Annotated in this window: 24 protein-coding genes and 1 tRNA gene; 15 read left to right on the top strand and 10 right to left on the bottom strand. The window is 61.0% G+C overall.

The features are described 5' to 3' along the window. Positions 1 to 5 precede the first annotated feature (5 nt). Genes JRN21_08005 through JRN21_07975 form a run of 7 tightly spaced genes read left to right on the top strand, consistent with a single transcriptional unit; the run spans position 6 to position 8496 of the window. The gene (locus tag JRN21_08005) at positions 6 to 440 is read left to right on the top strand and encodes a hypothetical protein (GenBank protein ID MDG6989250.1); all 435 of its coding nucleotides are present in this window, start codon (positions 6 to 8) and stop codon (positions 438 to 440) included. Next, positions 437 to 1369 (top strand): lipoyl synthase, encoded by a 933-nt coding sequence (gene lipA, locus JRN21_08000; GenBank protein ID MDG6989249.1) that lies wholly within the window; start codon positions 437 to 439, stop codon positions 1367 to 1369. Before JRN21_08005 ends, lipA begins: the two co-directional genes overlap by 4 nt. Beyond that, the gene (locus JRN21_07995) at positions 1366 to 3516 is read left to right on the top strand and encodes a pyruvate dehydrogenase (acetyl-transferring) E1 component subunit alpha (GenBank protein ID MDG6989248.1); all 2151 of its coding nucleotides are present in this window, start codon (positions 1366 to 1368) and stop codon (positions 3514 to 3516) included. The genes lipA and JRN21_07995 overlap by 4 nt, the downstream gene beginning before the upstream one ends. 55 nt (positions 3517 to 3571) lie before the next feature. Further along, positions 3572 to 4783: a 2-oxo acid dehydrogenase subunit E2 gene (locus tag JRN21_07990; protein MDG6989247.1), complete on the top strand. Its 1212-nt coding sequence runs from the start codon at positions 3572 to 3574 to the stop codon at positions 4781 to 4783. Positions 4784 to 4838: 55 nt separating this feature from the next. Next, a complete protein-coding gene (lpdA, locus tag JRN21_07985; protein ID MDG6989246.1) occupies positions 4839 to 6236 on the top strand; it encodes a dihydrolipoyl dehydrogenase in 1398 nt (465 codons plus the stop codon). Continuing rightward, on the top strand, positions 6233 to 6871 hold the full coding sequence (gene lipB, locus JRN21_07980; GenBank protein MDG6989245.1) for a lipoyl(octanoyl) transferase LipB: 639 nt from the start codon (positions 6233 to 6235) through the stop codon (positions 6869 to 6871). The genes lpdA and lipB overlap by 4 nt, the downstream gene beginning before the upstream one ends. Positions 6872 to 6909: 38 nt before the next feature. Beyond that, positions 6910 to 8496 (top strand): aldehyde dehydrogenase family protein, encoded by a 1587-nt coding sequence (locus JRN21_07975; GenBank protein ID MDG6989244.1) that lies wholly within the window; start codon positions 6910 to 6912, stop codon positions 8494 to 8496. Here the strand turns inward: JRN21_07975 and JRN21_07970 are convergent, their stop codons facing one another. The 7 genes from JRN21_07970 to JRN21_07940 are packed head-to-tail and all read right to left on the bottom strand — an operon-like array spanning position 8497 to position 12916. Then, entirely contained in the window at positions 8497 to 8901 is a 405-nt protein-coding gene (locus JRN21_07970; GenBank protein MDG6989243.1) for a hypothetical protein, read from the bottom strand. It lies immediately after the preceding gene. A gap of 1 nt (position 8902) precedes the next feature. Next, positions 8903 to 9298 carry a 30S ribosomal protein S19 gene (locus tag JRN21_07965; GenBank protein MDG6989242.1) on the bottom strand — a complete coding sequence of 132 codons (396 nt, stop codon included), beginning with the start codon at positions 9296 to 9298 and terminating at the stop codon, positions 8903 to 8905. Continuing rightward, a complete protein-coding gene (locus JRN21_07960; protein ID MDG6989241.1) occupies positions 9299 to 10036 on the bottom strand; it encodes a 50S ribosomal protein L2 in 738 nt (245 codons plus the stop codon). Between the two features lie 3 nt (positions 10037 to 10039). Next, positions 10040 to 10306, bottom strand: coding sequence for a 50S ribosomal protein L23 (locus JRN21_07955; GenBank protein ID MDG6989240.1), 267 nt, complete (start codon positions 10304 to 10306; stop codon positions 10040 to 10042). Then, the gene (locus tag JRN21_07950; GenBank protein MDG6989239.1) at positions 10307 to 11101 is read right to left on the bottom strand and encodes a 50S ribosomal protein L4; all 795 of its coding nucleotides are present in this window, start codon (positions 11099 to 11101) and stop codon (positions 10307 to 10309) included. After that, positions 11098 to 12048 carry a 50S ribosomal protein L3 gene (gene rplC, locus JRN21_07945; protein MDG6989238.1) on the bottom strand — a complete coding sequence of 317 codons (951 nt, stop codon included), beginning with the start codon at positions 12046 to 12048 and terminating at the stop codon, positions 11098 to 11100. Before rplC ends, JRN21_07950 begins: the two co-directional genes overlap by 4 nt. Before the next feature lie 46 nt (positions 12049 to 12094). After that, on the bottom strand, positions 12095 to 12916 hold the full coding sequence (locus JRN21_07940) for a methylase (GenBank protein MDG6989237.1): 822 nt from the start codon (positions 12914 to 12916) through the stop codon (positions 12095 to 12097). Between the two features lie 89 nt (positions 12917 to 13005). On the opposite strand from JRN21_07940, the gene JRN21_07935 reads away from it, so the two are divergent. The 3 genes from JRN21_07935 (at position 13006) to JRN21_07925 (ending at position 15716) form a co-directional block, all read left to right on the top strand. Next, entirely contained in the window at positions 13006 to 14316 is a 1311-nt protein-coding gene (locus JRN21_07935) for a hypothetical protein (protein ID MDG6989236.1), read from the top strand. Between the two features lie 106 nt (positions 14317 to 14422). Beyond that, complete coding sequence (locus tag JRN21_07930; protein ID MDG6989235.1) at positions 14423 to 14812, top strand: metal-dependent transcriptional regulator; 390 nt, start codon at positions 14423 to 14425, stop codon at positions 14810 to 14812. Beyond that, positions 14805 to 15716 (top strand): hypothetical protein, encoded by a 912-nt coding sequence (locus tag JRN21_07925; GenBank protein MDG6989234.1) that lies wholly within the window; start codon positions 14805 to 14807, stop codon positions 15714 to 15716. Before JRN21_07930 ends, JRN21_07925 begins: the two co-directional genes overlap by 8 nt. Before the next feature lie 4 nt (positions 15717 to 15720). On the opposite strand, the gene JRN21_07920 is transcribed toward JRN21_07925, so the two are convergent. Both JRN21_07920 and JRN21_07915 read right to left on the bottom strand, forming a co-directional pair. Then, positions 15721 to 15823, bottom strand: a tRNA-Ala gene (locus JRN21_07920). 59 nt (positions 15824 to 15882) lie between these two features. Further along, entirely contained in the window at positions 15883 to 16995 is a 1113-nt protein-coding gene (locus tag JRN21_07915; GenBank protein ID MDG6989233.1) for a hypothetical protein, read from the bottom strand. 73 nt (positions 16996 to 17068) lie between these two features. On the opposite strand from JRN21_07915, the gene JRN21_07910 reads away from it, so the two are divergent. The 3 genes from JRN21_07910 to JRN21_07900 are packed head-to-tail and all read left to right on the top strand — an operon-like array spanning position 17069 to position 19848. Then, positions 17069 to 17734 carry a cyclase family protein gene (locus JRN21_07910; GenBank protein MDG6989232.1) on the top strand — a complete coding sequence of 222 codons (666 nt, stop codon included), beginning with the start codon at positions 17069 to 17071 and terminating at the stop codon, positions 17732 to 17734. A 10-nt stretch (positions 17735 to 17744) separates the two neighbouring features. Then, entirely contained in the window at positions 17745 to 18632 is an 888-nt protein-coding gene (locus JRN21_07905; GenBank protein MDG6989231.1) for a dihydrodipicolinate synthase family protein, read from the top strand. A 31-nt stretch (positions 18633 to 18663) separates the two neighbouring features. Then, positions 18664 to 19848 carry a mandelate racemase/muconate lactonizing enzyme family protein gene (locus tag JRN21_07900; protein ID MDG6989230.1) on the top strand — a complete coding sequence of 395 codons (1185 nt, stop codon included), beginning with the start codon at positions 18664 to 18666 and terminating at the stop codon, positions 19846 to 19848. Position 19849: 1 nt separating this feature from the next. Here JRN21_07900 and JRN21_07895 read toward each other — a convergent pair whose 3' ends face one another. Beyond that, positions 19850 to 21190, bottom strand: coding sequence for a glycerate kinase (locus tag JRN21_07895; GenBank protein MDG6989229.1), 1341 nt, complete (start codon positions 21188 to 21190; stop codon positions 19850 to 19852). A 72-nt stretch (positions 21191 to 21262) separates the two neighbouring features. On the opposite strand from JRN21_07895, the gene aldA reads away from it, so the two are divergent. Both aldA and JRN21_07885 read left to right on the top strand, forming a co-directional pair. Then, positions 21263 to 22744 carry an aldehyde dehydrogenase gene (gene aldA / locus JRN21_07890; GenBank protein ID MDG6989228.1) on the top strand — a complete coding sequence of 494 codons (1482 nt, stop codon included), beginning with the start codon at positions 21263 to 21265 and terminating at the stop codon, positions 22742 to 22744. Between the two features lie 9 nt (positions 22745 to 22753). Beyond that, complete coding sequence (locus JRN21_07885) at positions 22754 to 23836, top strand: glucose 1-dehydrogenase (protein ID MDG6989227.1); 1083 nt, start codon at positions 22754 to 22756, stop codon at positions 23834 to 23836. The last annotated feature ends 18 nt before the right edge of the window (positions 23837 to 23854 follow it).

Below are 23854 nucleotides of genomic sequence, written 5' to 3'. Positions count from 1 at the left end.
ACTGGATGTCCCGGCTGATAAGTCCATACGAAATCGTGGCGAAGTCCGCTCTACCAGCCCTCAGAGCCATGGTGGCGAGGAGACTTCAGGATGACTATCAGATGACCCAGCAGATGGTCGCGAGGCGCCTGGGCGTCACGCAAGCCTCGGTGAGCAACTACGCCAGGAAGACGAGAGGGATGATGGTGAATCTCGAAGCTGACTCGACGGTCGCGAAGGCAGCGGACGAGATAGCGAAAGAACTCTCCCGAGACCAGCCGGAATTCCGGGAAGCCCTCCGATCGATGACCGAGGTCCTGGATTACATCAGGTTCAACAAGATGATGTGTCTACTTCACGGGGACCTTGAACCTGGCTTCAAGGTCGAAGGATGTTGCGCCTGCGAGGGAACCTTCTCCGCAAAGGATTTTGACAGGCTGAAACTCCTCGCGGGCCGCTGAACTTGCTAGCCGAACCGAAACCCAGGTGGCTCACCATAGAGCCTCCGGGCGGGGAAACCTACCAGGACCTCAAGGGACTCTTCAAGCGCCTGAACCTCCACACGGTCTGCGAGGAGGCACACTGCCCAAACATCCATGAGTGCTGGGGGGGCGGGACCGCCACCCTCATGCTGATGGGGGACGTCTGCTCTCGCGCCTGCAGGTTCTGCATGGTCACGCCCGGGAAGCCTCAGGGGGTAATCGACGCGTTAGAGCCAGAGAACGTAGCGTTTGCCTTGTCGCAGATGGGGCTGACCTACGTTGTTCTCACGTCCGTCGACAGGGACGACCTGCCTGACGGAGGTGCTTCTCACTTCGCCAGGACCATCAGGCTTGTGAAAGAGAAGAATCCACGGACCCTAGTCGAGGTCCTGATTCCTGACTTTCAGGGGGACTTGCAAGACCTGAGGAAAGTGGTCGAAGCACGGCCTGACGTAATCGCCCATAACATCGAAACGACAATGACTCTCACGGGCAAGGTGAGGGACCCACGGGCGACCTACTGGCAATCCCTCTCCGTCCTGAGGAACGTAAAGAAACTCGACCCCCGCGTCTTCACGAAGTCGTCCGTCATGGTGGGGCTGGGGGAGTCTGAGGAGGAGGTGGCTCAGGCCATGACGCACCTGAGGTTGGCAGGGGTCGATTTCCTCACCGTAGGTCAGTATCTCAGGCCGTCAGCGAGGCACGTCAGGGTGGAGGAGTACGTTCCCCCAGACAGGTTCGAGCGCTACAGGTCCATTGGGGAGGGGCTGGGGTTCCTTTATGTCGCGTCAGGCCCTCTTGTGAGGAGCAGTTACCGGGCCGGCGAACTCTTCGTCAGAAGAGCGGTCGAAAAGGACCGGAAGGGACACCAATCTTATATGGGCGCCGCGGCCGAAAGTCACGCTTGACAGAAGCAGACTCTCTGAAGAGCGCGGGGACTGACGCCGTCCCTAGGATTTTCAGCGAGGCGGACTTCAGATTCACAGACGCCAAGGACTTCCTGTTCCAGAGGCTGACGCCAGACGGCACCATCAGAGGGAAGGACCCCAACCTTTCATCCGAGACCCTGAAGAGAATGTACGAGCAGCTCGTCTTCGGGAGGCTTTTCGACGACAAGGCGACCAACCTCTCCACGCTGAGAGAGATTGGGACCTACGCGCCGGGGAAGGGGCAGGAGGCAGCGCAGGTCGGACCTGTGAACGCGCTCGAAAAACAGGACTGGTACGTCCCGATGTACAGGGACTCGGCAGGGATGCTCGCATTCGGCATGCCTGCGCTCAAACTCCTCCTGTACTGGGGGGGAGATGAAAGAGGGATGCAGATACCCGAAAACCTGAACATGCTTCCTCTCGCGGTCCCGGTCGCGACGCAGCTCCCACATGCAGCAGGGCTGGCCATGGCTAAGCGCCTCGAAGGAGAGAAGTCGGTGGCTTACGTGGTGACCGGAGACGGCGGAACGTCGAAGGCAGACTTCCACGAGGCCCTGAACTTCGCAGGGGTCAACAAGCTCCCTGTAGTCTTCGGAGTCGAGAACAACCAGTGGGCCCTATCCGTGAAGAGAAGCGCCCAGACCGCTTCGAAGACCATAGCCCAGAAGGCTGTCGCCTATGGGTTCGAGGGGATACTAGTCGACGGGAACGACGCCATCGCTTCGTACGAGGCCACGAAGTACGCTGTCGACAAGGCGCGCCGGGGAGGCGGCCCGACGCTCATCGAATACTCCACATACAGGATGGGGCCGCACACAACCGCGGAGCTGGTCTCCAACAAGCTGAAGGCCCCTGACGAGGTCGTGGACTGGGAGAAGCGGGGCCCCATCGTCAGGTTCGAAAAGTACCTCAGGTCCAGGGGGCTCCTGGACGACAGGTCGAAGGAAGTGGTGGCCGAGTCCGCACAGGCGAGGTTGAGCGACGCCATCGCCGCCTACCGCAACACCCCGCCCTCTGAGCCGTCGACGATCTTCGACTACACCTTTTCTGCGCTCACCCAGGCCCTCGTCGCCGAGAAGTCCGAGCGTTTCGGCACGGAGCCAAGGCCCGTAGAATCCGCCCCTGAGCCGACTGCCACAGGAGGGAGGCAGGGGGTCAACATCAGGAACGCGGTAAACATGGCCCTGAGAGAGGGGATGCAACGTGACAAGAGGGTGGTGATCTTCGGAGAAGACGTAGCGAAGAACGGAGGCGTCTTCCAGGTGACCCGAGGGCTCTACGACGAGTTCGGGCCCGACAGAGTCTTCGACACCCCGCTCGCCGAGCTGGGCATCGCCGGAATCTTCGTCGGGCTCTCTCTCGGAGGCCTGGTCCCCGTGGCCGAGTTCCAGTTCGACGGCTTCACGTTCCCGGCATTCGATCAGATCTTCAGTCACATCGCCAGGATGAGGAACAGGACCCGAGGAAGGTTCGCAGCCAGAGGGGTGATCAGGTTCCCCTACGGGGCGGGGATAAGGCCCCCCGAGCTTCACTCCGAGTCACCCGAAGCCTACTTCGTGCACACTCCAGGCCTCAAGGTGGTCGTCCCCTCGACCCCTTATGACGCCAAGGGGCTGCTCGCGTCAGCCCTGGTAGATCCCGACCCGGTCGTCTTCATGGAACCCAAGAAGATCTACGACTCTCCCAAGGCCGAGGTCCCTGAAGAGGAGTACATGATCCCCATAGGGAAGGCGAAGGTCACGAGGGAGGGGCGTGACGTCACCCTCGTCTCCTACGGCGCGATGATGATCCCGACTACGCAGGCAGCGGAGGAGCTCCAGGCGGAGCAGTCAGTGTCTGCCGAGGTGGTTGACCTCCGGACTGTCTCTCCGATAGACTTCAACACCGTCCTTGGCTCGGTCAGGAAGACCGGCAGATTGGTGGTCGTCCACGAAGCGCCCCGGACTGCCGGTGTCGGGGCCGAGGTCGCGGCCACAGTGGCGGAGAGGGCATTGGACTACCTGAGGGCGCCCATCAGGAGGATGACTGGCTTCGACATACCAATACCACTCGCGAAGCTCGAGGACTACTACATTCCCAGCAAGGAAGGGATAGCGAAGGCTGCGCTCGAGCTAGTCAGGTACTAGGCTCCCCATCGCAAGCATGCAGAGTTTTTAACCCTCCAGAGGGCCGCGCTCCTCAATGGAGTTCAAGCTGCCAGACCTGGGAGAAGGGATTACCGAAGGGGAGATACTGAAGTGGATGACGAAGGAAGGGGATCAGGTCAAGGAGGACCAGCCGATAGTGGAGGTCATGACAGACAAGGTGAACGTCCAGATTCCGTCCCCGCGTGGCGGAAAGGTCACGAAGCTGCTTGTGAAAGAGGGCGACGTCGCCAAGGTCGGCCAGACGATAATGGTGATTGACGACGGAGAGTCGGGTCCGATCGTGGCCGCTCCAACCGTTCAGCCCCGTCAGCCTCAACAGGTACCCGCCCAGGGTGCTGTTCCGCCTCTCGTCTCTGCTGGTCAGGTCATCGCCTCCCCGGCGACTCGCAGGCTCGCCAGAGAGCTCGGGGTGGACATCTCGGCTCTCCACGGTTCGGGACCCGCAGGAAGGGTCACAGATGAGGATGTGAAGCGGTCAGCGTCGGGCTCTGTGACAGCAACCATGACAGTCCCCATGCCTCCGTCGGCGGTCAAGGCGGGCCCGAGGGAGGAGATGGTCCCGCTACGGGGACTGAGGAGGACCATCGCCGATCGGATGTCAAAGTCCCTCCGGACAACCGCCCAGGTTACCCACGTGGACGAGGCAGACATGACCGAGCTCGTCCAGCTGCGGGACGCCTTCAGGGGGAGCGCGGAAAAGAGGGGAGTCCACCTGACGTTCCTTCCGTTCTTCATCAAAGCGCTGGTCCCGGCCCTCAAGGGATTCCCCTACGCAAACTCGTCCCTGGACGAGCAGGCAGGCAACATCGTCCTGAAGAAGTACTACAACATCGGGATAGCGACCGACACCGAGCAGGGGCTTGTCGTCCCCGTGGTCAGGGACGTCGATAGGAAAGACATCTTCGAGTTGGCTGGAGAGATCTCGAATCTCTCGGAGAGGGCGAGGAGCGGCCAGCTCTCCCTGGACGAGGTCAGAGGCTCGACCTTCACTATAACCAACGTCGGGGCCATAGGAGGGCTCTTCGCCACCCCGATCATCAACATCCCTGAGGTCGCCATACTCGGGCTCCACAAGATTGCAAAGAGGCCGGTGGTCCGTGACGGGAAGATCGAAGTGAGGGACACTACCTACCTCTCGCTCTCTTTCGACCACAGGGTTATGGACGGCGCCTACGCCGCCAGGTTCACGTCCAAGGTCATAGACACCATCCAGGACACCAAGAAGCTCCTGGCCGAAGTGCTCTAGCCGGTACGGACCAGCAACGTTTAAGCCGATAGCACGTCGCGACGTCAGAGTCCTCATGATCGAAGCAGATGTCGCAATCATAGGCGGCGGACCAGGGGGTTACGTCTGTGCCATCCGCGCCGCCCAGCTGGGACTGAAGACGGTAGTGGTGGAAGCAGACAGGCTGGGCGGGGAGTGTCTGAACTACGGGTGCATTCCATCGAAGTCGCTCATCACCGTCGCGAAGCTGGTCGACAGGGTGAAGGACGCCGAGAGGTTCGGGGTGAAGTCGTCAGGCATCTCCGTGGACTTCGTCCAGATGCAGAAGTGGAAGGGGGAGGTGGTCTCCAGGCTCGTGAGCGGGGTGGAGGGCCTCCTCAGGGGGTACCACGCCACCGTCTTGACCGGAGAGGCGGAGGTCGCGGCCGCCGGGAGGCTTGTGGTAACGACGGCGAAGGGAAAGGAGGATGTCGCCTTCAGGAATCTCGTGATAGCGACCGGGACGAGGTCATCGAGCCTCCCCGGCTTGGAATTCGACGGCGACCTGGTCATAAGTTCGAAGGAGGGCCTCGAACTAAAAGGGGCCCCGGGCCGACTCATGATAGTAGGAGGAGGTGCCATCGGCCTGGAGTTCGCTTCGATGTTCCAGAAACTTGGGAGCGCCATCACCATCGTCGAGATAATGGACCAGCTGCTCCCGGGGAGCGACCCAGAAGTGGTCAGGGTAGTCCACAGGAAGCTCGAGTCGAAAGGGGTGAAGATCCATCTGAAGTCCAAGGTGTCACGCATCGTGAAGAAAGGAGGAGAGGCCGAAGTAGAGATAGAGTCCCCAGAAGGGAAGCAGAGCGCCACTGCCGACAGGATTCTGGTGAGCGTTGGTCGAAAGCCTAGGACAGAGAAGCTGAACCTCCAGGCCATAGGGGTACAGACCGACTCCAGGGGGTATGTGCTTACCAACGAAAAGATGCAGACCAACGTCCCGGGGGTCTATGCTATCGGAGATGTGAGGGGACCACCACTCCTCGCCCACAAGGCGTCCAAGGAAGGGGTCGTGGCGGCCGAGTGCATAGCGGGGCTCCCTTCGGCAGCGGACTGGAAGGTGGTCCCTGACGCGGTCTTCTGCGACCCAGAAGTCGCCAGCGCGGGGCTGACAGAAGCCAAGGCCGTCGAGGCGGGCTATCAGGTCAGGAAGAGCAGGTTCCAATTCGCTGCCCTTGGAAGGGCGCTGTCAGCCGGAGAACCCGAAGGCTTCGTGAAGATAGTCTCCAACGAGCAGGACGGGCTCGTGCTGGGAGTCCAGATCGTGGGCCCCGAGGCGTCGAACCTGATAAGTGAAGCTGCCCTCGCCATCGAAATGGGGGCGACCGTCGAAGACATCGCCCTGACCATCCACCCCCACCCGACCCTCCCAGAGGCGATAATGGAGGCGTCCGAGTCCGCGGCTGGCCATCCGATACATCAGCTCAGGTCATGAACGGATACCTCCTCGACTTCGAGAGGATGGAGTACGGCGGGGCCCTAGAGCTTCAAAGGGAACTCGCTGCGAAACGAGCCAGGGGGGAGATACCAGACTCCCTCGTCCTGGTGGAGCACCCTCATGTCATAACCCTCGGTCGCAAGACATCTCCGACCAACATCAAGCCCCAGAGCATCCCTGTCTTCCAGGTCGAAAGGGGCGGGGACGCGACCTATCACGGCCCGGGCCAGCTCGTGGGATATCCCATAGTCCTCCTCGCGGACCACGATGTCCGGAGGCACGTCCGCAACATCGAGCAGTCAGTCATCGACACCGTCCGAGACTATGGGATCGTCGGCGAGAGGGTGGAGGGCCATCCGGGTATCTGGGTCGAAGGAAAGAAGCTGGCGTCCATAGGGGTGGCGGTCACGGACTGGGTGACCTACCACGGCTTCGCGCTGAACGTCAACACCGAGCTCGGGTTTTTCGAACTCATCAGGCCTTGTGGCCTCGACCCCTCGACCATGACTTCGATGCAGAAGATCCTCGGGCACCCAATCCCCCTGGACGATGTCAAGGCCCACTTCGCCAGGGAATACTCGAACGTCTTCGGGGTCCAGCTGGTCCACCAGCACCTTGTGAGAGAAGGTTAGGCGACAAGATTTTAGCGGGGGTACCGACGCCTGTTTTCATGCCAAAAGGTTCCTCCTCAAAGAAGTCCGCCAGAAAGGTCACCTACGTAACGCTCTTCGCAGACGAGAGCCTTGACCCCAGGTACGAGTCGGCCCTCGGGCGCCTCGAGCCGCACCTCGGAGAGAGACACCCGATGTATATCGGGGGAAAGGAGGTCTGGTCGGCTGCCGGGGAGTTCGAGCACCGGAGCCCCATCGATACTTCCATAGTCGTCGGCAGGTTCCAGGTGGGGACCAGAGAGCACGCGAAGGCCTCCATCGAGGCGGCCAGGAAGGGGTTCGCGACCTGGAGTTCGAAACCCTGGCAGGAGAGGGTCAGGGTCATGGAGAGGTACGCCAAGCTAATCGACGAGAGAAAGTTCGACATCGCAGCCGCCATAACATACGAGGTGGGGAAGAACAGGCTCGAGGCCCTCGCCGAGTGCTGGGAAGCAATGGACGCGGTAAGATACTACGTCGGGGTCATGCGGAGGGAAAAGGGGTACTGCATCAAGATGGGACCTGGCGGCCCTGGGGAGCGGAATCTCGACGTCCTGAAGCCCTTCGGGGTCTGGCCCGTCATCTCCCCGTTCAACTTTCCTTTCATGCTTGCCAACGGGATGGCAATGGGGGCCCTAATCACCGGCAACTCGGTCGTCCTCAAGCCGACCAGTGAGGCGCCGCTCACCGGGTTGATGCTCTACCAGTTGTACGTGGACGCCGGGGTCTCCGAAGGCGCTGTGAACTTCGTCACCGGCCCGGGCGGTGCGTTCGAGGACGAGTTCGTCACTAGCCCGGACGTCGACGGTATAGCTTTCACAGGCTCCAGGGAAGTCGGGATGAGACTTTTCAGGCGCTTCCATTCTGAGCAACCCTACCCGAAGCCGATTCTTCTCGAAATGGGGAGCAAGAACCCGACCATAGTGACGGCGAAGGCAGATATCTCCAGGGCGGTGGAGGGAACCGTCCGGGCGGCTTTCGGTTACGGCGGGCAGAAGTGCAGCGCCACTTCTAGGGTATATGTCCAAAAAGAGGTGAAGGACAAGTTCATCGAGGTGCTGAAGGAGCGGGTAGAGAAGGTCGTGGTGGGTGACCCGCGGGAGAAACAGACCTTCATGGGCCCCGTCATCAACGCCAAGGCGGTCGAGACCTTCAGGAAGGCGGTTGAGGATGCGAAACAGTTGGGAGGAAGAGCTGTGGCCGGCGGCCGGGTCTTGGACGCCTCCAAGGGGTTTTACGTCTCCCCCACGGTCGTGGCTGACGTCCCCGAAGACAGCAGGCTGGTCAGGGACGAACTATTCGTCCCATTCGTAGTAGTGAACGGGTTCAGTTCACTCGACGAGGCTTTGTCCAGGGCGAACGCCACCGACTACGGCCTCACGGCAGGGATATTCTCAAGGGACCCCAGGGAAATCAAGAGGTTCTTCGGCACCATCGGCTTCGGCGTCACTTACGCCAACAGGAGTGGCGGGTCGACCACCGGGGCATGGCCCGGCGCACAGTCATTCACGGGGTGGAAGGCGAGCGGCGTGACTGGGAAGGGGATGGGAAGCCCATTCTATCTTCTCAACTTCCTCAGGGACCAGTCCCAGACCGATGTCAGGTAGCTATATCCTGACCCAGAATAGTGCGGCTGCGACCACGGCTACGAGGGGCCACCATAGGGGGATTTCCATCGGCCCGACCCTGATGCTCCCCATCAGCTTTGTGGTCCAGTCACTCTTCGAGACTAGGGTCCTCCTCCAGGCGAAGTAGGTCATGTCCTCCAGCCCCGCCAGGAAGAACACGTTCCCAGCCCAGGCCGTAAGCGACGGAGTGTATGATACGATGACGAACAGCGGGAGGAGGAGATACAGGTGGTACGGGAGCATGACCCACAGGACCGGCTTCTCGACCTCCCCGTCCGCAGCGGCGACCAGTTCCCGCTCGTATTTGTTCACATATCTGTACTCGATGCCTGCGTAGACTATCCCGAATGCAGCGACCCTGACAAAGGACGCAGGGTCGAACAACTCACTTCAAAGGCACGTAGAGGCTTGACCGGCTCGCGCCGATTCCGGGGGTGCCGTGCACGACCTTCTTGTTGGTGATCACGTACTCCCCAAGGTACCTCCCGATCATCTCCGGCTTCACCTCGAGCGGGACGAACTCCCGCCCGTTGTGTACGGCGATGGTGAGCCCGACCATGGTCGGTAGTACTATCATGTCCCTCGCATGGGTCTTGATCTGTCCTTCCGTCTTCCCATCCTTCAGGGCCCGGGCGTCTTCCAGCAGCTTTCTCTTCTCTTCGGACACTCCCCTGTTGAGGGAGCGCCTGGCCCTGGACGGCAGAAGCTCGAGAAGGGCCTCGGTAGACATTGCGTTGAGTTCTTCCATCGACTTCCCCCTGTACCTGAACTCCTTGGGCATCTACGATATCTCCATGCTGGTTCTGGCCAACCTCTTCCTTCCCGTCTTCCTCGGCGCTATTAATCCTACCTTCCTGCCAGGAGGAGCGTTTCTTGATGTACTGGTCGACTTCCCCGGATGCTGGTGCCTGCCGCCTCCGAATGGGTGATAGACTACTGCCATCGCAATGCCCCTCATCCGCGGGTAGACACGCCCTGCGGCTCTCATGGCGTGGTGTCTCGCGCCAGCTGTCAGGAATGGCTTCTCCTTCCTCCCGCCTCCGGCCACCTCTCCTATGGTCGCCCTGCACGTGTCGTGAATCTGGATGTTCTTCCCCGAAGGCAGCTTTAGGATGGCTCTCCCTCCCGCCTTGGAGAACAGGACCGCCGATGCCCCGGACGCTCTTACCAGCTTCCCTCCGTCTCCGGGCCTCAGTTCCACGTTGCATATCCGCGTCCCCTCGGGAATCTTTGAAAGAGGCATTACGTTCCCTTCGTGCACAGCTGCCACGTTCCCCAAGGAGACCTGCTGACCGACCGACATCCCCGCCACCGCCGGGAGGTAGGTGTACTTGTCCCGGCCGACCTTCAACTGGGCCAGGGGCGCGCTCCTTCCCCTCTCGTCGAGTATCGCGGTGACGGTCGCCGACCTGTCGGAATCGGCCCTTGGATACCTGACGGGGGCCACTTTCCCTCTGCTTGGAGCCCTGAACTGTATTCCTGCCTTTCCACGCCTTCTCTGTAGGATCCTCTTCCCCATGCTCTACACCAGCCCCATCTTCGTCGCCAGCTCGGCGGCCTTTCCAGTTTCAGTGAGCCTCACGAACGCCTTTTTCCCTCTTATAGTCCTGGAGGTGTTGACGGCCTCGACCTCGACCTCGTAGAGTGCCTGCACCGCGTTAGCAATCTGTACCTTGGTCACTTTGTCCTCTACAATGAAACAGAGTTTGTTCTCTCGCTCGATCTGGTCGAACGTCCTTTCTGTGACATACGGCCTCTTCAAAATCTTCTGCGCGTCTTCCAGCCTCAACTAGGAAGCCGCCCCCTTCGTCCTCGACTGCAGGGCCCCGAGCGCCGACTCGGTCCACAAGGTCAGCCTCCCTGGAACCCCTCCGGGCGCGAGGTCCAGGACGCTCAGGCTGTCGACCCTCGTCACTCTGACCCCGGGGATGCCTCCAGCTGCCTTTCCGACCCCTCTGTCGTTCGTGACCACTATCAAGGGACCGACCCCGGTCCGGTACGCCCTCCCCCTGAGCCGCCTCTTCCCCGTGTTCCGCTTCGTGCTCCTGTCGACTCTCTCAAGCTCAGCCTTCAGGTCGACCTTTTCGAGGAACGACACTAGTTCCCCAGTCTTCTCCACCGTCTCAACGTCGTCTGCTATGACCAACGGGAGCGAAAGCTTCGGCACCTTATGGCCCCTTGCCCTCACCGCATCAATGTTAGCAGTATAGGCTATCGCCGACTCTGTCGCCAGGCGGTTCTCCTTCCTGTTGGCTCCCAGGTGGATGACCTTCTCCGACCTCGGAGGATGGGGGAGCCTCCCCTTCACGACGCTGGCCACTCCTGCGGCCAGTCCACCCTTCGAATATCTGTCTCCCTTCACCCGTGGTATCCTGGAGCGCCCTGTCCCTGTAGGAGGACTGTGCGTCTCTGCCGTGGTCCTCTCCCCAGCAAGGGGATCCCTCCCCTTCGGTTGCAGGGCGTGCGAGCCTACGAGCCAGAACATCCGCTTCACCAGGTCGGGCCTCAGCACTGTGGCGAAGACCCCGGGTATCTCGACCTCGCCGGACGGCTTCCCGTTCAGGCCAACGACTTCGGTCTTCATGGCTTCCTCGCCATGGTGCTGGCTTCTATGACCTGAGGCGGGTTCTGGTTCCTAGTGAACCCTCTTGCCCTCATCCTTACCATCACGAACCTGCTCGCAGGTCCAGGCACCGAACCTCTCACTACCGCGTAGTCTCCGCTCACGACCCCGAAGTGCCCGAAACCCCCCTCAGGGGTAATGGGACTCGTCGAGGCGTCCCCGACGAGAAGAATCCTCTTGCCCGACTCCGTCCTTTGGTGGAACCCCATCTGGCCTGCCCTCGCGATAGTGTACATCACGGCCGCTGGGTGCCATGGGCCTATCACCCCCACCGCCCTGACGGTCTTCCTGGACTTGTGCTGCTTCCTCTTGACTCCGAACCTGGTTATGGGGCCCTCGTAGCCTTTCCCCTTCGTGATCCCGAGGACGTCCACGTACATCCCCGCCTTGAAAGCATCTGTGAACTTCACCTTCTTCCCCATCAAAGAGAGGACGAACTCGGCTTGCGCCTTCAGGTCCCCGCCGGACACGCCCACTTCCATTACCACGGGCTTCTTCTGGGAAAGCCCAACGTCGTTGGGGACAGACGAGACAACCGCGGCGACCTTGTTGGCCCGGTCCAGGGGAATCTTGTCTGCAGTCTGGCCGGCCTGTTTTACGTCCGCTATCGCCCGGTCAGCTCCATTTTCATGCCTGTAGAGCCTCAACCCGACCACCTGGGCGTCGGGGAGCGCGAGGACGCTCGAGACGTTGAACAGGGGCTTGCCGAAGTTGGGGGTCTTCGCCCTGTCATCCACGGTTATGACGTGGGCGGTCCCGGCCTTGTATCCCGGGAATCCTAAGAGGGTCGGCTTGTCTCCCTCGACCTTAGGCCAGGTCCTTACCCTGGGGACGAAGCTCTTGGCGCGTCCTCTAGGCCTGTATGCAAGGCTACCTCTACGGGGCGCGGAATGCTTCCTATGACCCAACTCACGCTAAACCTTCCTTTCCGGAAGCCCGTTTTGCGGTTCGCACTTAAGCTTTCCCGACTGAAAGGATGCTCAGAAGGGCTAGTCCAGCGAAGATTGCCTCTTCCGTCCTCACCGTCTTCACCTCCTGACGCGGATAGAGGTTGACCACGAAGTCGAACTTGGACATCTCGGCCCCGAAGATGTCGGGTAGTCCCCTCGACGGCGAACCGAAAACTAGCTTCACTCCCTTCGCTTGTCCCAGAGCGCCTTTCAGCGGACCCAGAGCCTCCCCCAGCGGCGTGCCGAGCCTCGAAGTCGCCACCTTGACGTCAAACCTGTCGTCTGACGTAACCCGGCCCAGCGACCCTGTCTCCACTCTGTACCCCCAGTATTGCTCCACTTCATCCGCCCTCGCCATCCTTGCCTCGAGGGGAGTCACCGATGAAATCCTGACCGTCACCCTACTTCCGGGGACTGCTTCTCCTAGAAACCTCGCGGGCGCCTCGAGCCCGATGTCCACCGTTCCGTCTGCGTTGGTGACCCCTTCTCTCGTTTCGCCTACGGAGATGGAGCCGGTCGGGACCCTCGGTTTGTGCGAAGGGATCCTGAGAGGAGGAAGGATGCCGGCATATTTCAGCGACTCGTCTATGGGATAGATTCTCCTCCTGAGATACTGCGGGGTTTCGAGATACTCCAAAATTCTGCGGATCTCGGTCCCTTCTCCCCTGCCGCGGGGGTCCCTGAATACCTCGATGACGTCCACTCCGTATATCGCGCAAGCCCTCGCGATCACGCCCAGCTTCGCCGTCTTCTCCCTGGGGGACTGTTTTTCTTCAAGGACCGTGTCGGGCACTGAAACCGCCACGAGCCTGCGAGGACGCGCCATCAGGGCTTGGCCCCCGCGGGCGCTAATTCAGTCTTCCACGCAGTCCTTTCGGTGCAAAACAGATGAACCGAAGCGGGGAGGGGAGGGGCATGGCGGAGCCGAAAGCCAAGCACGACAGGTGGCTGTACAGCGTCTTCCCTGTCTCCTTCGCCACGGGTCCGCTGGGGACGATGGTGCTACTCTACCTCGTGGAACTCAACGGCCAGACCCTTGGCACCATCTATGGCGGCCTGGCTTCTGCGGTCTTCAACGGGATAAGCATCCCGGCTGCGCTCTTCTGGGGGGTGGCCATAGACCGACTCCACAAGAGAAGGGCACTGGTGGCACTGAGCTATTCCCTGACAGCCGCGCTCCTGGCGTCCTTCTATTTCGTCGGCTCGGCTGGTGGGACGATCGCAATCTATGGTATGATATCGTTCGTCTCCTTCGCTTCGGCGACCCCCATGAACCTCCTGATAATGGAGACCGAGATGAAGACCAGATGGGCGAACGCCTTCGCGAAGCTCTCAATGATTTCAAGCGTGGGCAACGTCGGAGGATACGTCGTAGGGACCATCTGGGCTGGGGCCCTTCCGAGCCAACTCGTCATTCTCTTCGTTCCCATGGGCGCCTTATCGCTGGTGTCGGCGGTCCTCGCCCTCCTGATGATCAAAGAGCCCCTTTTCGTCCTGGAAAGGGAGACCCTGGCGAGGAGGCGACCGAGCTTCTTCACCCGCCTCCTGACGAATCCGGTGTTCTTTGTTACGATTCCTACCCTCTCCGACTTCGAGCGTGCCTTCAGGGGAATCAGGTCGACGCTGACGAGGAGCCGTCCCCTGTTCTACATGTCGACCATCCTCTTCTACATCTCAAGCGGCCTCTTCAACACCTCCTTCGTCCCAGCCATGTACCTGTTCACATCGTCCAAGGCAGAGGTGTTCGGGGTGATTCTGGCAGGGTTGGCGGTCCAGACGTTGGCATTCAGGGTCGCTGGGAAATACGTCAGTTCGCGAAGCCTGACCACCACGTCGATACAGGGGCTGATGCTCCGGGGATGGATGTACCTCGCGGTCGGCGCGGCGGCCCTCTTCGTCCGCGACCCGTACTTTGTGTTCCCTGCCCTCGTCTTCTACCCTCTGGCAAGTGGCGTGGCCTTCGCGGTCTACTATACCTCCGCCAACACGATGATGTTCACAACAATCCAAAGCAAGGGCGCCGGGGCTGCCCTGGGCGTGTACTCTGCAGTCGTCGGCATAGCGGCAATGCTAGGGGCCTTCGCCTCGGGGTTCATCTCCGTCTCTATCCTGTCCGACGGCTACTACCTCACCTTCATACTCGCCGCAGTGTTCGTCTTCGCGGCCGTCGGGGTGGTGAGCCGTATCCCGACGCCCACCAGCCCAGAAGAAGGAGCGTTGGAGTAGTCGGCTGATTCAGCCGCCGGCGTGTGCCGGCGGCACGCTTATATTAGTCGCTACCTAACCTGGTTAGGTCAGCTCTAAAATGAGTTCAGCCCTCAGTCGAAGAGAAATGGATTGCCTGGAGTCCGTCCACTCCCTGTCTTCCGACGGCTGGCCGGCCAGGGTGAAAGATATCGCCGCCACGATGAAGATAGCCCCCCCGACCGCGCTTCAGTTCCTGGACAAACTGATGGGTATGAATCTGGTCGAGAAGGGCCCGAGCGGCTACAGGCTGTCAGAGGAGGGGGCTGACTGCTTCAAAAAGGCGACCAGGACCCACCGTCTCATCGAGACGGTACTGGTCAGGAACGGCCTGCCGCTGGAGGAGGCCTGCAGGGTATCATCATCCATGTCGACTCCGATCAACGAGGCCGACCTGGAGAAGCTCTGTGCCCACCTGAGCCACCCAGAGAAATGCCCCCACGGAAGGCCGATCCCGGTAGGTGCCAGGCATGTTTGACCTGGGCTCGCTCCTTCACCCCGAGTCTGGACTAGCGATTCCGGCGATTTTGGGCATAGCCGTGATCCTTGGGATGCTCCACGGTCTGACCCCAGACGAGCACACGTGGCCGATAACCTTCAGCTACTCGATAGGCAGCTACAGCTCAAGAGGAGGGATGAGGGCCGGGTTCATGTTCTCCGGCGGATTTACCATCCAGCGAACTATTCTGGCGGCGATGGGGTTCACCGGGCTAGCTGCGATATACGAAGCCTACAACCTCGAAGGTTACATCTACGTGATTGTAGGAATCGGGATGCTTCTAGCCGGCTATTACCTGCTCAAAGGTTCGGACATCCATGTCCCCCTGGACCGCCTCTTGGGGGGCGACCAGCACCATACGGCCCAGGCGGAGCGGGTCCCAATGCACGAGTCAGAAGACGGGCCCAAGCCCGTGCCCCTGAAACTCGCCACCGTTCACGGCTTCATAGCTGGGTGGGGGCTCGGTGCCTATGCGAGCGTAATCGTCTTCATCCTTGCGCCCCAGATGCCGAACATATTCTACGCTGCCCTCGTGGGGACTTTCTTCGGGATAGGGACCATGATGATGCAGGTGATCCTGGGTTCCATCTTTGCCAACATAATGAGATTGAAGAAGCTCACCGCTGGACAGATCAAATATGTCGGCCGCTCTGCAGCTGCTCGGACGCTCTATCTTGGCGGAATAGCATTTGCGATAATCGGAGGACTGGTGGTCGGCCTTCCCGTCTTGGGCAACCTGGCTTTGAGCACCGGGAACCCCATCCCTAACCTCAATTCGGTAAGCGTTGCGACAGTTCTCGTCCTCCTCACGGTGGGGGTAATCGGGTTCGGGAACCTCTATCTAGGGTACAAAGAAATCATCGGTCCGTCCCACCCAAAGTGAAAGGTGGACCGGGGGGGATTTGGACCCCCGACCTCTCCCAGTCTGGATTTCTTTGCCAAGGGACTAGACGCGCTCCGCTGTATCCTACCAGACTAGACGACCGGCCCTCTTAGGCCCTGCCTGAGAACCTGCAGTTAAAAGAATTGAAGCCCTATCCCGGGCGCCCTTAGCCCCTCAGCTCCTTCAGCACTTCACCGTACCTGTACCAGGCTTCCTTGGGACCCTCCTTCTCGTCTATCAGCCCGAAATGGTTTTCCTGCGGCGGGAACGAAGACCAGGAGGTGTCGAGGTACCTCCAGACGCCTATAGCTGTGACTCCCTCCAGAGAGAATGCCTCTTTCATGGCCCTTTCGACGTAGTCCGCCTGTTTCTTCTTGCTGTAACCAAGCAGCGACGGGCCGCTCGGGTAGCCGGTCTCCGCGACCATCACCGGCTTGCCGGTCTCCTTGGACACGTCCCGAGCTTTCCTGATCACAGCCGCGTCGACCGGCTCCGAAGCCTTGTAGTTCGGGTAGAAGTCCAGTCCCACGACGTCGCAGTATTTCGCGAACTCTGCTACGTCGAGCTTCTCTTCGTCAGCCTCGAGGTTGGTCATGGTCCTGGCCTGCGGGTCCTCTTCGTGGACCGCGTCGTTGAGGACTTTGAGCAGTACGTCCCTGAAGCTTGGCCCTTCGAGCCATGACGCCCCTGTGCGCCACCCTCCCGCCTCGTGCATCGCCCACCAGTTCGGTTCGTTCTCTATCTGCCACGTGCTGACCTTCTCCCTGTAGTGCCTGACCAGCACCCTCGCATGTGTCTCGACCCTCTTCAGGTACTCTTCTTCTCCCGCGTCCGGGCTCATCCCGTGTGGCAGCATGCGTTCGTAGCCGCAGGCGAGGACGGGCAGGACAGATATGCCCTGTTCAACGAGCGCCCTGACCAGCCCGTCAGTCGGCCATCTCTCGTATCCCGAGTCGAGCAGCGAGCCAAGGTCAGCCTCGGGGACGGGGACCGGCTCGAAGAACCTCCACGGGAACCAGCACCTGACGAAATCAGCGCCTATGGACCGAAGGCTGTCAGCGAGGGCAAGCGAAGCCCTGTCGGCTTCGTCCTGAGGTATCGCCTGGTTGCGCAGCTTGATGGTGGCTTCCTCTACCTTCTCGAATCTCCCTCTTTCTCTAAGGCTCAGGGAAAGCAGGTGCGGGAAGATGATCGACTTCGGCTCAGGCACCCCAGAATACCTCCACGTGTCGTCGAGGTTCACCCCGAACGAGAACCTCCGCGTAATGTCCATACTCAACTCGGGGTTCGGCTTCTCTTACGGATTTCGTTCCGCGAAAAGGCGTATTACCCGTCTCTGGGCGTGCGCTTTCGTGTCCGTGGCAGTCAGCACGGGGAGCGCGGTGGACCTCACCCAGACCATCGAAAACGGCATGACGTTCTACGTGGGCGACGCCGTCCCCAAGATCTCGAAGTACAAGACGCTCGCAAAAGACGGAGTCAACCTTTCTCTCATGAGGCTAGGGTCGCATACGGGGACGCACGTCGACGCTCCCGCACATTTCGTCAAGGGAGGGAAGGCACTGGACGAGCTTCCGGTCGAGAGCTTCGTAGGGGAAGCGGAGGTTGTCGACATGTCAGAGGTGCCCCCGGGGTCCGCCATAACCGGCTCCGACCTCCAACTGCACGCTTCATCGGCCCGGGCGGGGGACATAGTCCTGATCTACACGGGGTTCAGCAAAAGGTGGCGCGACCCCAAGGCTAGGCGGAAGTACACCTACCTGGGCGAGGACGCCGCCGACTGGCTGGTGAAGAAGAGGGTCAAGGCGGTCGGAATCGACTATCTTTCGGTTGAAGGGTTCGGCGCCCCCCGCCCCGTGGCGCACCTGGCCCTTCTGTCTCACGGGATACCTATCGTCGAGTCGCTCGCCGAAGGGTTGGCGGGGTTGGTGGGAGGGCGCGTCTTCTTCGTCTGTCTCCCCATAAAGGTCGGAGGATGTGACGGGGCCCCCGCCAGGGCCATGGCGTATCCTCTATAGGAGATGATGGATGCTGGCGCTCAAGCTCCGCGGCATATGGTCGCCGATGCCTACTCCGTTCGACAAGAGCGGGGAGGTGGACGAAGATAGACTGCGTGAGCTCACAGACTACCTCATCGATGGCGGGGTCGACGGACTGTTCCCGCTGGGGACGACCGGAGAGTTCGCCCTCCTGGACAAGAGAGAGCGGAAGCGCGTGCTGGAGGTCGTCGTCGACAGGACGAACTCCAGGATTCCCGTCCTGGCGGGGATATCCGACCCTTCCCCCAAGAACGCCATAGCATACGCCAAGGACGCGGCAGACGCGGGCGCCGACGGGGTCGTGGCTACCGCTCCGTACTACTACAGGGTTGACGAGGAAGGCCTTTTTCGGCATTTCGCGTCGATACACGGCGGGGTAACCCTCCCGCTGGTGCTCTACAACATCCCAGAGTGGACCCACAACTTCGTCCCCCTTTCTGTCGTGTCGAGGCTCGCGGAGGACAAAATGATCGTCGGCATGAAGTACACCGAGTACAACATGCTCAACCTCGTGGCTTTCATCGAGGCCGTCGGACAGAAGGTGGCGGTGTTCACCGGGTCTGACGCCATGGCATATTCTTGCCTGGAGGCAGGAGGGAAAGGCGCGGTCATCAGCATCTCCAACATAGCCCCGAAGACTTCCTCGAGCATCTTCGACCTCTTCGAGAAGGGACGGCCGGAAGACGCCCTTGGAGCCCAGAAATCCCTGCTCCCCCTCGTCGAAGCCGCCGGGACAGGCTACTTTCCCGCTGGGCTGAAGGCAGCTATGGGCGCAGCAGGATTCCCTGTAGGCGAAGTGAGACCGCCACAGACCCCTCTGTCTGACCTCGAGCGGCGCAAGGTCCGAGAGCTGGTGGAGAAGGCTGGGTTGAAATAGAGGGCAACGGAGAAAAAGACAGGCGCTCTGGTTGAAGATAACAGACTTCGAGATATTCACGCTCGGCGAGCCCACGAAGGCTGGCGGCGCCACCTGGGCGGGGATATCCATCATCCTCAGGCTCACCACCTCCGATGGAATCGTCGGCTACGGCGAGGCTGTCCCGACCCTCCGGGTGAGGCCCGTGGTGGAGTCTCTCAGAGAGGTGGGGAGGCTATACAAGGGCAAGGACCCCGCCGACATGGAGCTGAACCAGCACGAGTGGCACAAGCATGACTTCTATCTCCCGGTGTCATTCGAATCGACCACCGCGCTGAGCGCCTTCGACATCGCCTGCTGGGACATCGTCGGGAAGAAGCTCGGCGAGCCGGTCCACAGGCTTATCGGTGGGTCATTCAGGAAATCCGTGAGGCTTTACGCCAACGGCTGGTACTCAGGCTGCGTGACCCCCGCACAGTTCGGGGCCAGGGCCAAGAAGTATGCTGCCATGGGGTACACGGCGCTGAAGTTCGACCCCTTCGGAAGGTACTACGACTGGATCGACGCCCCAGGGCTGGAGCTCGCGTACGAGCGGGTCGAGGCTGTCAGGGACGCCACCAGGGGGAAGGTGGAGCTGCTGATAGAGCACCACGGGCGGTTCAACCCTAACTCCGCGATATCGGCTGCGAGGAAGCTCGAGCCTCTCGAGCCTCTTTTCGCAGAGGAGCCTATCCACCCTGACAACGTGGAAGGGCTAAGGAAGTACCGGGCTTCGACCCGGATAAGGGTGGCGCTGGGAGAACGGATACTCACCAAAGAGCACGCGGCATACGTCTGCTCGAACCACCTCACCGACTTCCTCCAGGCCGACATCACGAACATAGGAGGGATAACCCAGGCGAAAAAGATGAGCGCCATAGCCGAAGCCTACGGCGTCGAGATGGCGTTCCACAACGCCTTCGGCCCCATCCAGAACGCGGCCACCCTCCAGGTCGACGCCGCCATCCCCAACTTCCTCGTACAAGAGTCGTTCTATGACGTGTTCCCGGAGTGGAAGAGGATGCTTGTGAAGAACGGAACCCCAGTGGTGAAGGGGCACTCCGCCGTTTCCTCCAAGCCCGGGATCGGCGTAGACGTAGATGAGAGAATCTTAGAGGAGCACGTCTTCAAAGGGCAGGAGACCTTCGACCCTGACGAGCCTGTCTGGGTCGTCAAGGACACCTGGAAGAAGTCCTAGGTCAACTGCGGATTGCCAACATCACGTCATTGACGTTCGTCCCAGTGGGGCCCGTCACGACTAGGTCGCCCAGCGACCTGAAGAAGGAATGGGAGTCGTTGTTCTCCAGCAGTGCCCTCGGGTCGAGCCCCATGGCCCTCGCTCTGTCGAAGGAGACGGAGTCAGCCAGTGCCCCGGCCGCGTCCGTCGGCCCATCTACCCCATCCGTCCCGAAAGAGACAAGCGCGATGCCAGAAGTCCCCTTGAGCTCGATGGCAGCAGCGAGGGCCAGTTCTTGGTTCCTCCCTCCTATCCCATTCCCTCTGACTGTCACGGTGGTCTCCCCTCCCCACACCGCCGCCCACCGTCCGGAGCCTGGAGTCGCCCGAGCGAGCGCGGCCAGCCTCTTCCCGACATCTCTGGCTTCCCCTATAACCGAAGAAGCGCGGGTGACCCTGTAGCCCCGGGCCCTGAGCGCTTCGCTCGCCGCTGTGGTAGCCACATCGTTGGACCCGACGAGGACGTTCGTCACCCTCCTGAACGCCCTGTCGCCTGGTTTCGGGGTCTCGGCGGTTGACCCTTCTGCCCCTTCCCGGACTGCATCTCTGACCGACTGAGGGACCCTGCTCCAGATCCCACGGTCAGTCAGTATGCGCCTGGCTCCAGAGAACGTGGTGGGGTCCGGGACCGTAGGTCCGGACGCTACCGAACTCAGATCGTCCCCGACGACGTCCGAGATGAGCAGCGTCAGGACTTCGGCGCCGTTAGTCTTCTCGACCAGCCTCCCACCTGCTATCTCAGAAAGATGCTTTCTGACGCAGTTGACCTCCCCGATTTCCGCCCCGGCCCTCAGGAGGAGGCTCGTGGTGAGTTCGAGCTCTTTGAGTGTGACCCCTTCTATGGGGGCGGGCATGAGAGCGGAACCTCCACCCGAGACCAGGACGATGACAAGGTCCCCAGCGCCGACGCCGCTCAGAAACCCTAGCATCTCCCTGACGGCCCTCGCCCCCTTCTCCGAAGGGAGAGGGTGGGTCGACTCTGCGAACTTCACTTTGCGGAGCTTGGGGAGCGGGCGCTGGTATTCGGGCACTATCACGACGCCCCCGTCAACCCGGGCGCCGAGGACCCTCTCGACCCCCGCCGCCATCAGCGCCGAGGCCTTCCCCCCGCCTACGACCACTACCCGTCGGTAGCCCTCAAGCACTCCCCTGGACCCGCCCGCCGTGAGAACGCCCCCCTCGGCCGAAAGCTCCCTCAGAACGAGCCGGCGGGGGTCAGCCGCGTCAATGGCCGCCCTGACGGCTGCCAGGGCGTCGCCCCTCAGGTCACCCCCCGCTGCCGCATCCCCGAAAGCGTCGCCCAATCCGAGACCTCCTTCTTTAGGCATCTGAAGTCAAGATGTAAATACACTAGGTGCCTCTTGAATACCACGGTCATGTCCGCGCCGCGTACTGAGCTGATGTACATAGACGGGGAATGGGTCAGAGGAACATCCGACGAGACCATCAGCGTCGCGAGCCCGACGACGGAGAGCGTAATCGCGACCGTTCCAAAGGGGACGAGGGAAGACGCGAAGAGGGCCTTGGACTCGGCCGCGAAGGCCCAGAAGAAGTGGGAGGAACTCTCCCCGCTCGAGCGCGCTTCGTTCATGCTGAAGATGGCCCGAATAATCAGGGAACGAAAGGAGAGGCTTGCCAGGGTGCTGACGATGGAGCAGGGCAAACCGCTTTTCGAGTCTAGGCTGGAAGTGGAGGGGTCGGCGTCTCACTTCGAGTATTTCGCCGAGTTCGCCCGCAGGATAGAGGGAGATGTCCTCCCAAGCGACAATCCGCGACAGACCATCATGATACTCAAGCTTCCCATAGGGGTAGTGGCGGCCATCACCCCCTGGAACTTCCCTTCGGCCATGGTGGCCAGGAAACTCGCTCCCGCCCTCATAACCGGCAACTCTGTCGTTGTGAAGCCATCCAGCAATACTCCACTCAGCGCCGTGGAGATCGTGAAGATAGCCGAAGAAGCCGGCATCCCGAAGGGGGTGGTGAACCTGGTGACGGGGGATGGGTCGGAGGTCGGCGACGAGCTCTGCGGGAACAAGGCCACGGGGCTGGTCACTATGACGGGGAGCACTGAAGCAGGCCGCAAGATAATGCAGAGCGCTTCGAACCAACTGGGGAAGCTCATACTAGAGTTGGGCGGAAAGGCGCCGTTCATCGTTTGGCGGGACGCGGATATGGAGTGGGCGCTGAAGTGCGCCGTATGGGCCAGGTACTGGAACTGTGGCCAGACCTGCATAAGCTCGGAGCGGATGTACCTCGACCGGTCGGTCAAGGGGCGTTTCCTCACGAAGTTCGTCGAGATGTCGAAGGCGCTCAGGATCGGGGACCCTCTTGCCGAAGGGACGGACCTGGGGCCGATGGTCAGTATGAAGGAAAGGGAGACCAGCGAGCGGTTCGTCGAGCTTGCCGAAGGGGAAGGGTCAAGAGTAGTCCTCGGTGGGCGCCCCCCTACTTCGATTAAGAAGGGGTGGTATCTGGAACCCACGGTGATCGACGGTGTCCAGCAGGACTCCCCTCTCGTACAGAAGGAGATATTCGGACCAGTAGTGCCCGTCCTGGAGGTGGAGTCCTTCGACCAAGCCGTCGAGATGGCGAACGACTCAGAATACGGACTCGCTTCCTATGTCTTCACCAAGGACAACGGGAACGTCATGAAAGCGATGCACAAGATCAGGTTCGGGGAGACGTACGTCAACCAGGTCGGTCCGGAGCAGCTGCAGGGAGCGCACACGGGCTTCAGGATGTCGGGCCTTGGGGCCGAGGGCTCGAGATACGGGCTCGAGCTCTACACCCAGCTGAAGACGTGCTATGTCGACTGGAGCGACAGGCCCGGGCTCCCCTACCTGTTCCCTTACAACTGAGTGATGCCCGTGAAAGCGATAACCGTAGTCCCGGGATCTTCCAACTCACTCTCGATGAGGGAGGCGCCCGAGCCTTCCCCCAAGCGCGGCGAGCTCCTATTGCGCGTCCATCGGGTGGGGGTTTGTGGTACTGACGTGGACATCATCTCTGGGTTCTACGGTGAAGCTCCTGCTGGCTCGCCGTATCTGACCATCGGCCACGAGTCCCTTTCTAGGGTGGAAAAGGTAGGCCCGGGGTCCAAAGGATTCGAGGCGGGGGACCTTGTGGTCCCGACGGTCAGGAGGAACTGCCCAGAGAACTGCCTCAACTGCAGGAGCGGTGAGTCAGACATGTGTCTAACGGGCCACTACAGCGAGCACGGGATCAAGGGGCTGCACGGGTTCGCCAGCGAGCTCGCAGTGACAGACTCGCGCTTTGTTGTCAAGCTCCCCGAGGCGCTGTCCGAGCTGGGGGTGCTCCTCGAGCCGCTGACCATAGTCGAAAAGGGGCTGAACCAGGCCTTCGGGATCCAGGCGGGGAGGATGAAGTGGAAGCCTCAGAACGCCCTGGTGCTCGGAGCCGGCCCCGTGGGGCTCCTGGCGACCGCGCTGCTCAGGATGAAGGGACTCAAAGTGACCACGGTGGCAAGGAAGCCTCCGGGGAGCCTGAAGGCGAGGCTCGCGGTGGCGACAGGCGCGGCCTACGTTGATGTCGGGGATATCCCGCTCTCTTCCATGGAAGACAGGTTCGACGTCGTCCTCGAGGCTACAGGGTCCACGTCGGTCGCCCTCGAAGCGCAGAACCTTTCCGGCACCAACGGTGTCGTCTCATACATAGGGATATACAGGTCCCAAGTCGGCACCGAGGACGCAGGCAAGGTCTTCACCAACCTCGTCCTGGGGAACAGGGTCTACTTCGGTTCGGTGAACGCCAATATCTCTTACTTCAGGGACGGAGCCGCAGACCTCGTTCGCATCAAGAGGCGCTTTCCTGGATTTCTCGAGCAGCTCATCACAGACAAGGTCCCGTTGTCTAGATGGAGCGACGCCTATTCGGCCAAGGGCGGGGACTCGGTGAAGACCGTGCTTCAGCTACAGCAGGGCGGGCATTGACCGTCCCACTGAGGATCC

Source organism: Nitrososphaerota archaeon, assembly GCA_029785825.1.
In the GTDB taxonomy this organism is placed as follows: Archaea; Thermoproteota; Nitrososphaeria; order Nitrososphaerales; family Gagatemarchaeaceae; genus UBA183.
Note: the sequence above shows the minus strand (reverse complement) of the source record. Positions and strands in the feature narration are given on the sequence as shown.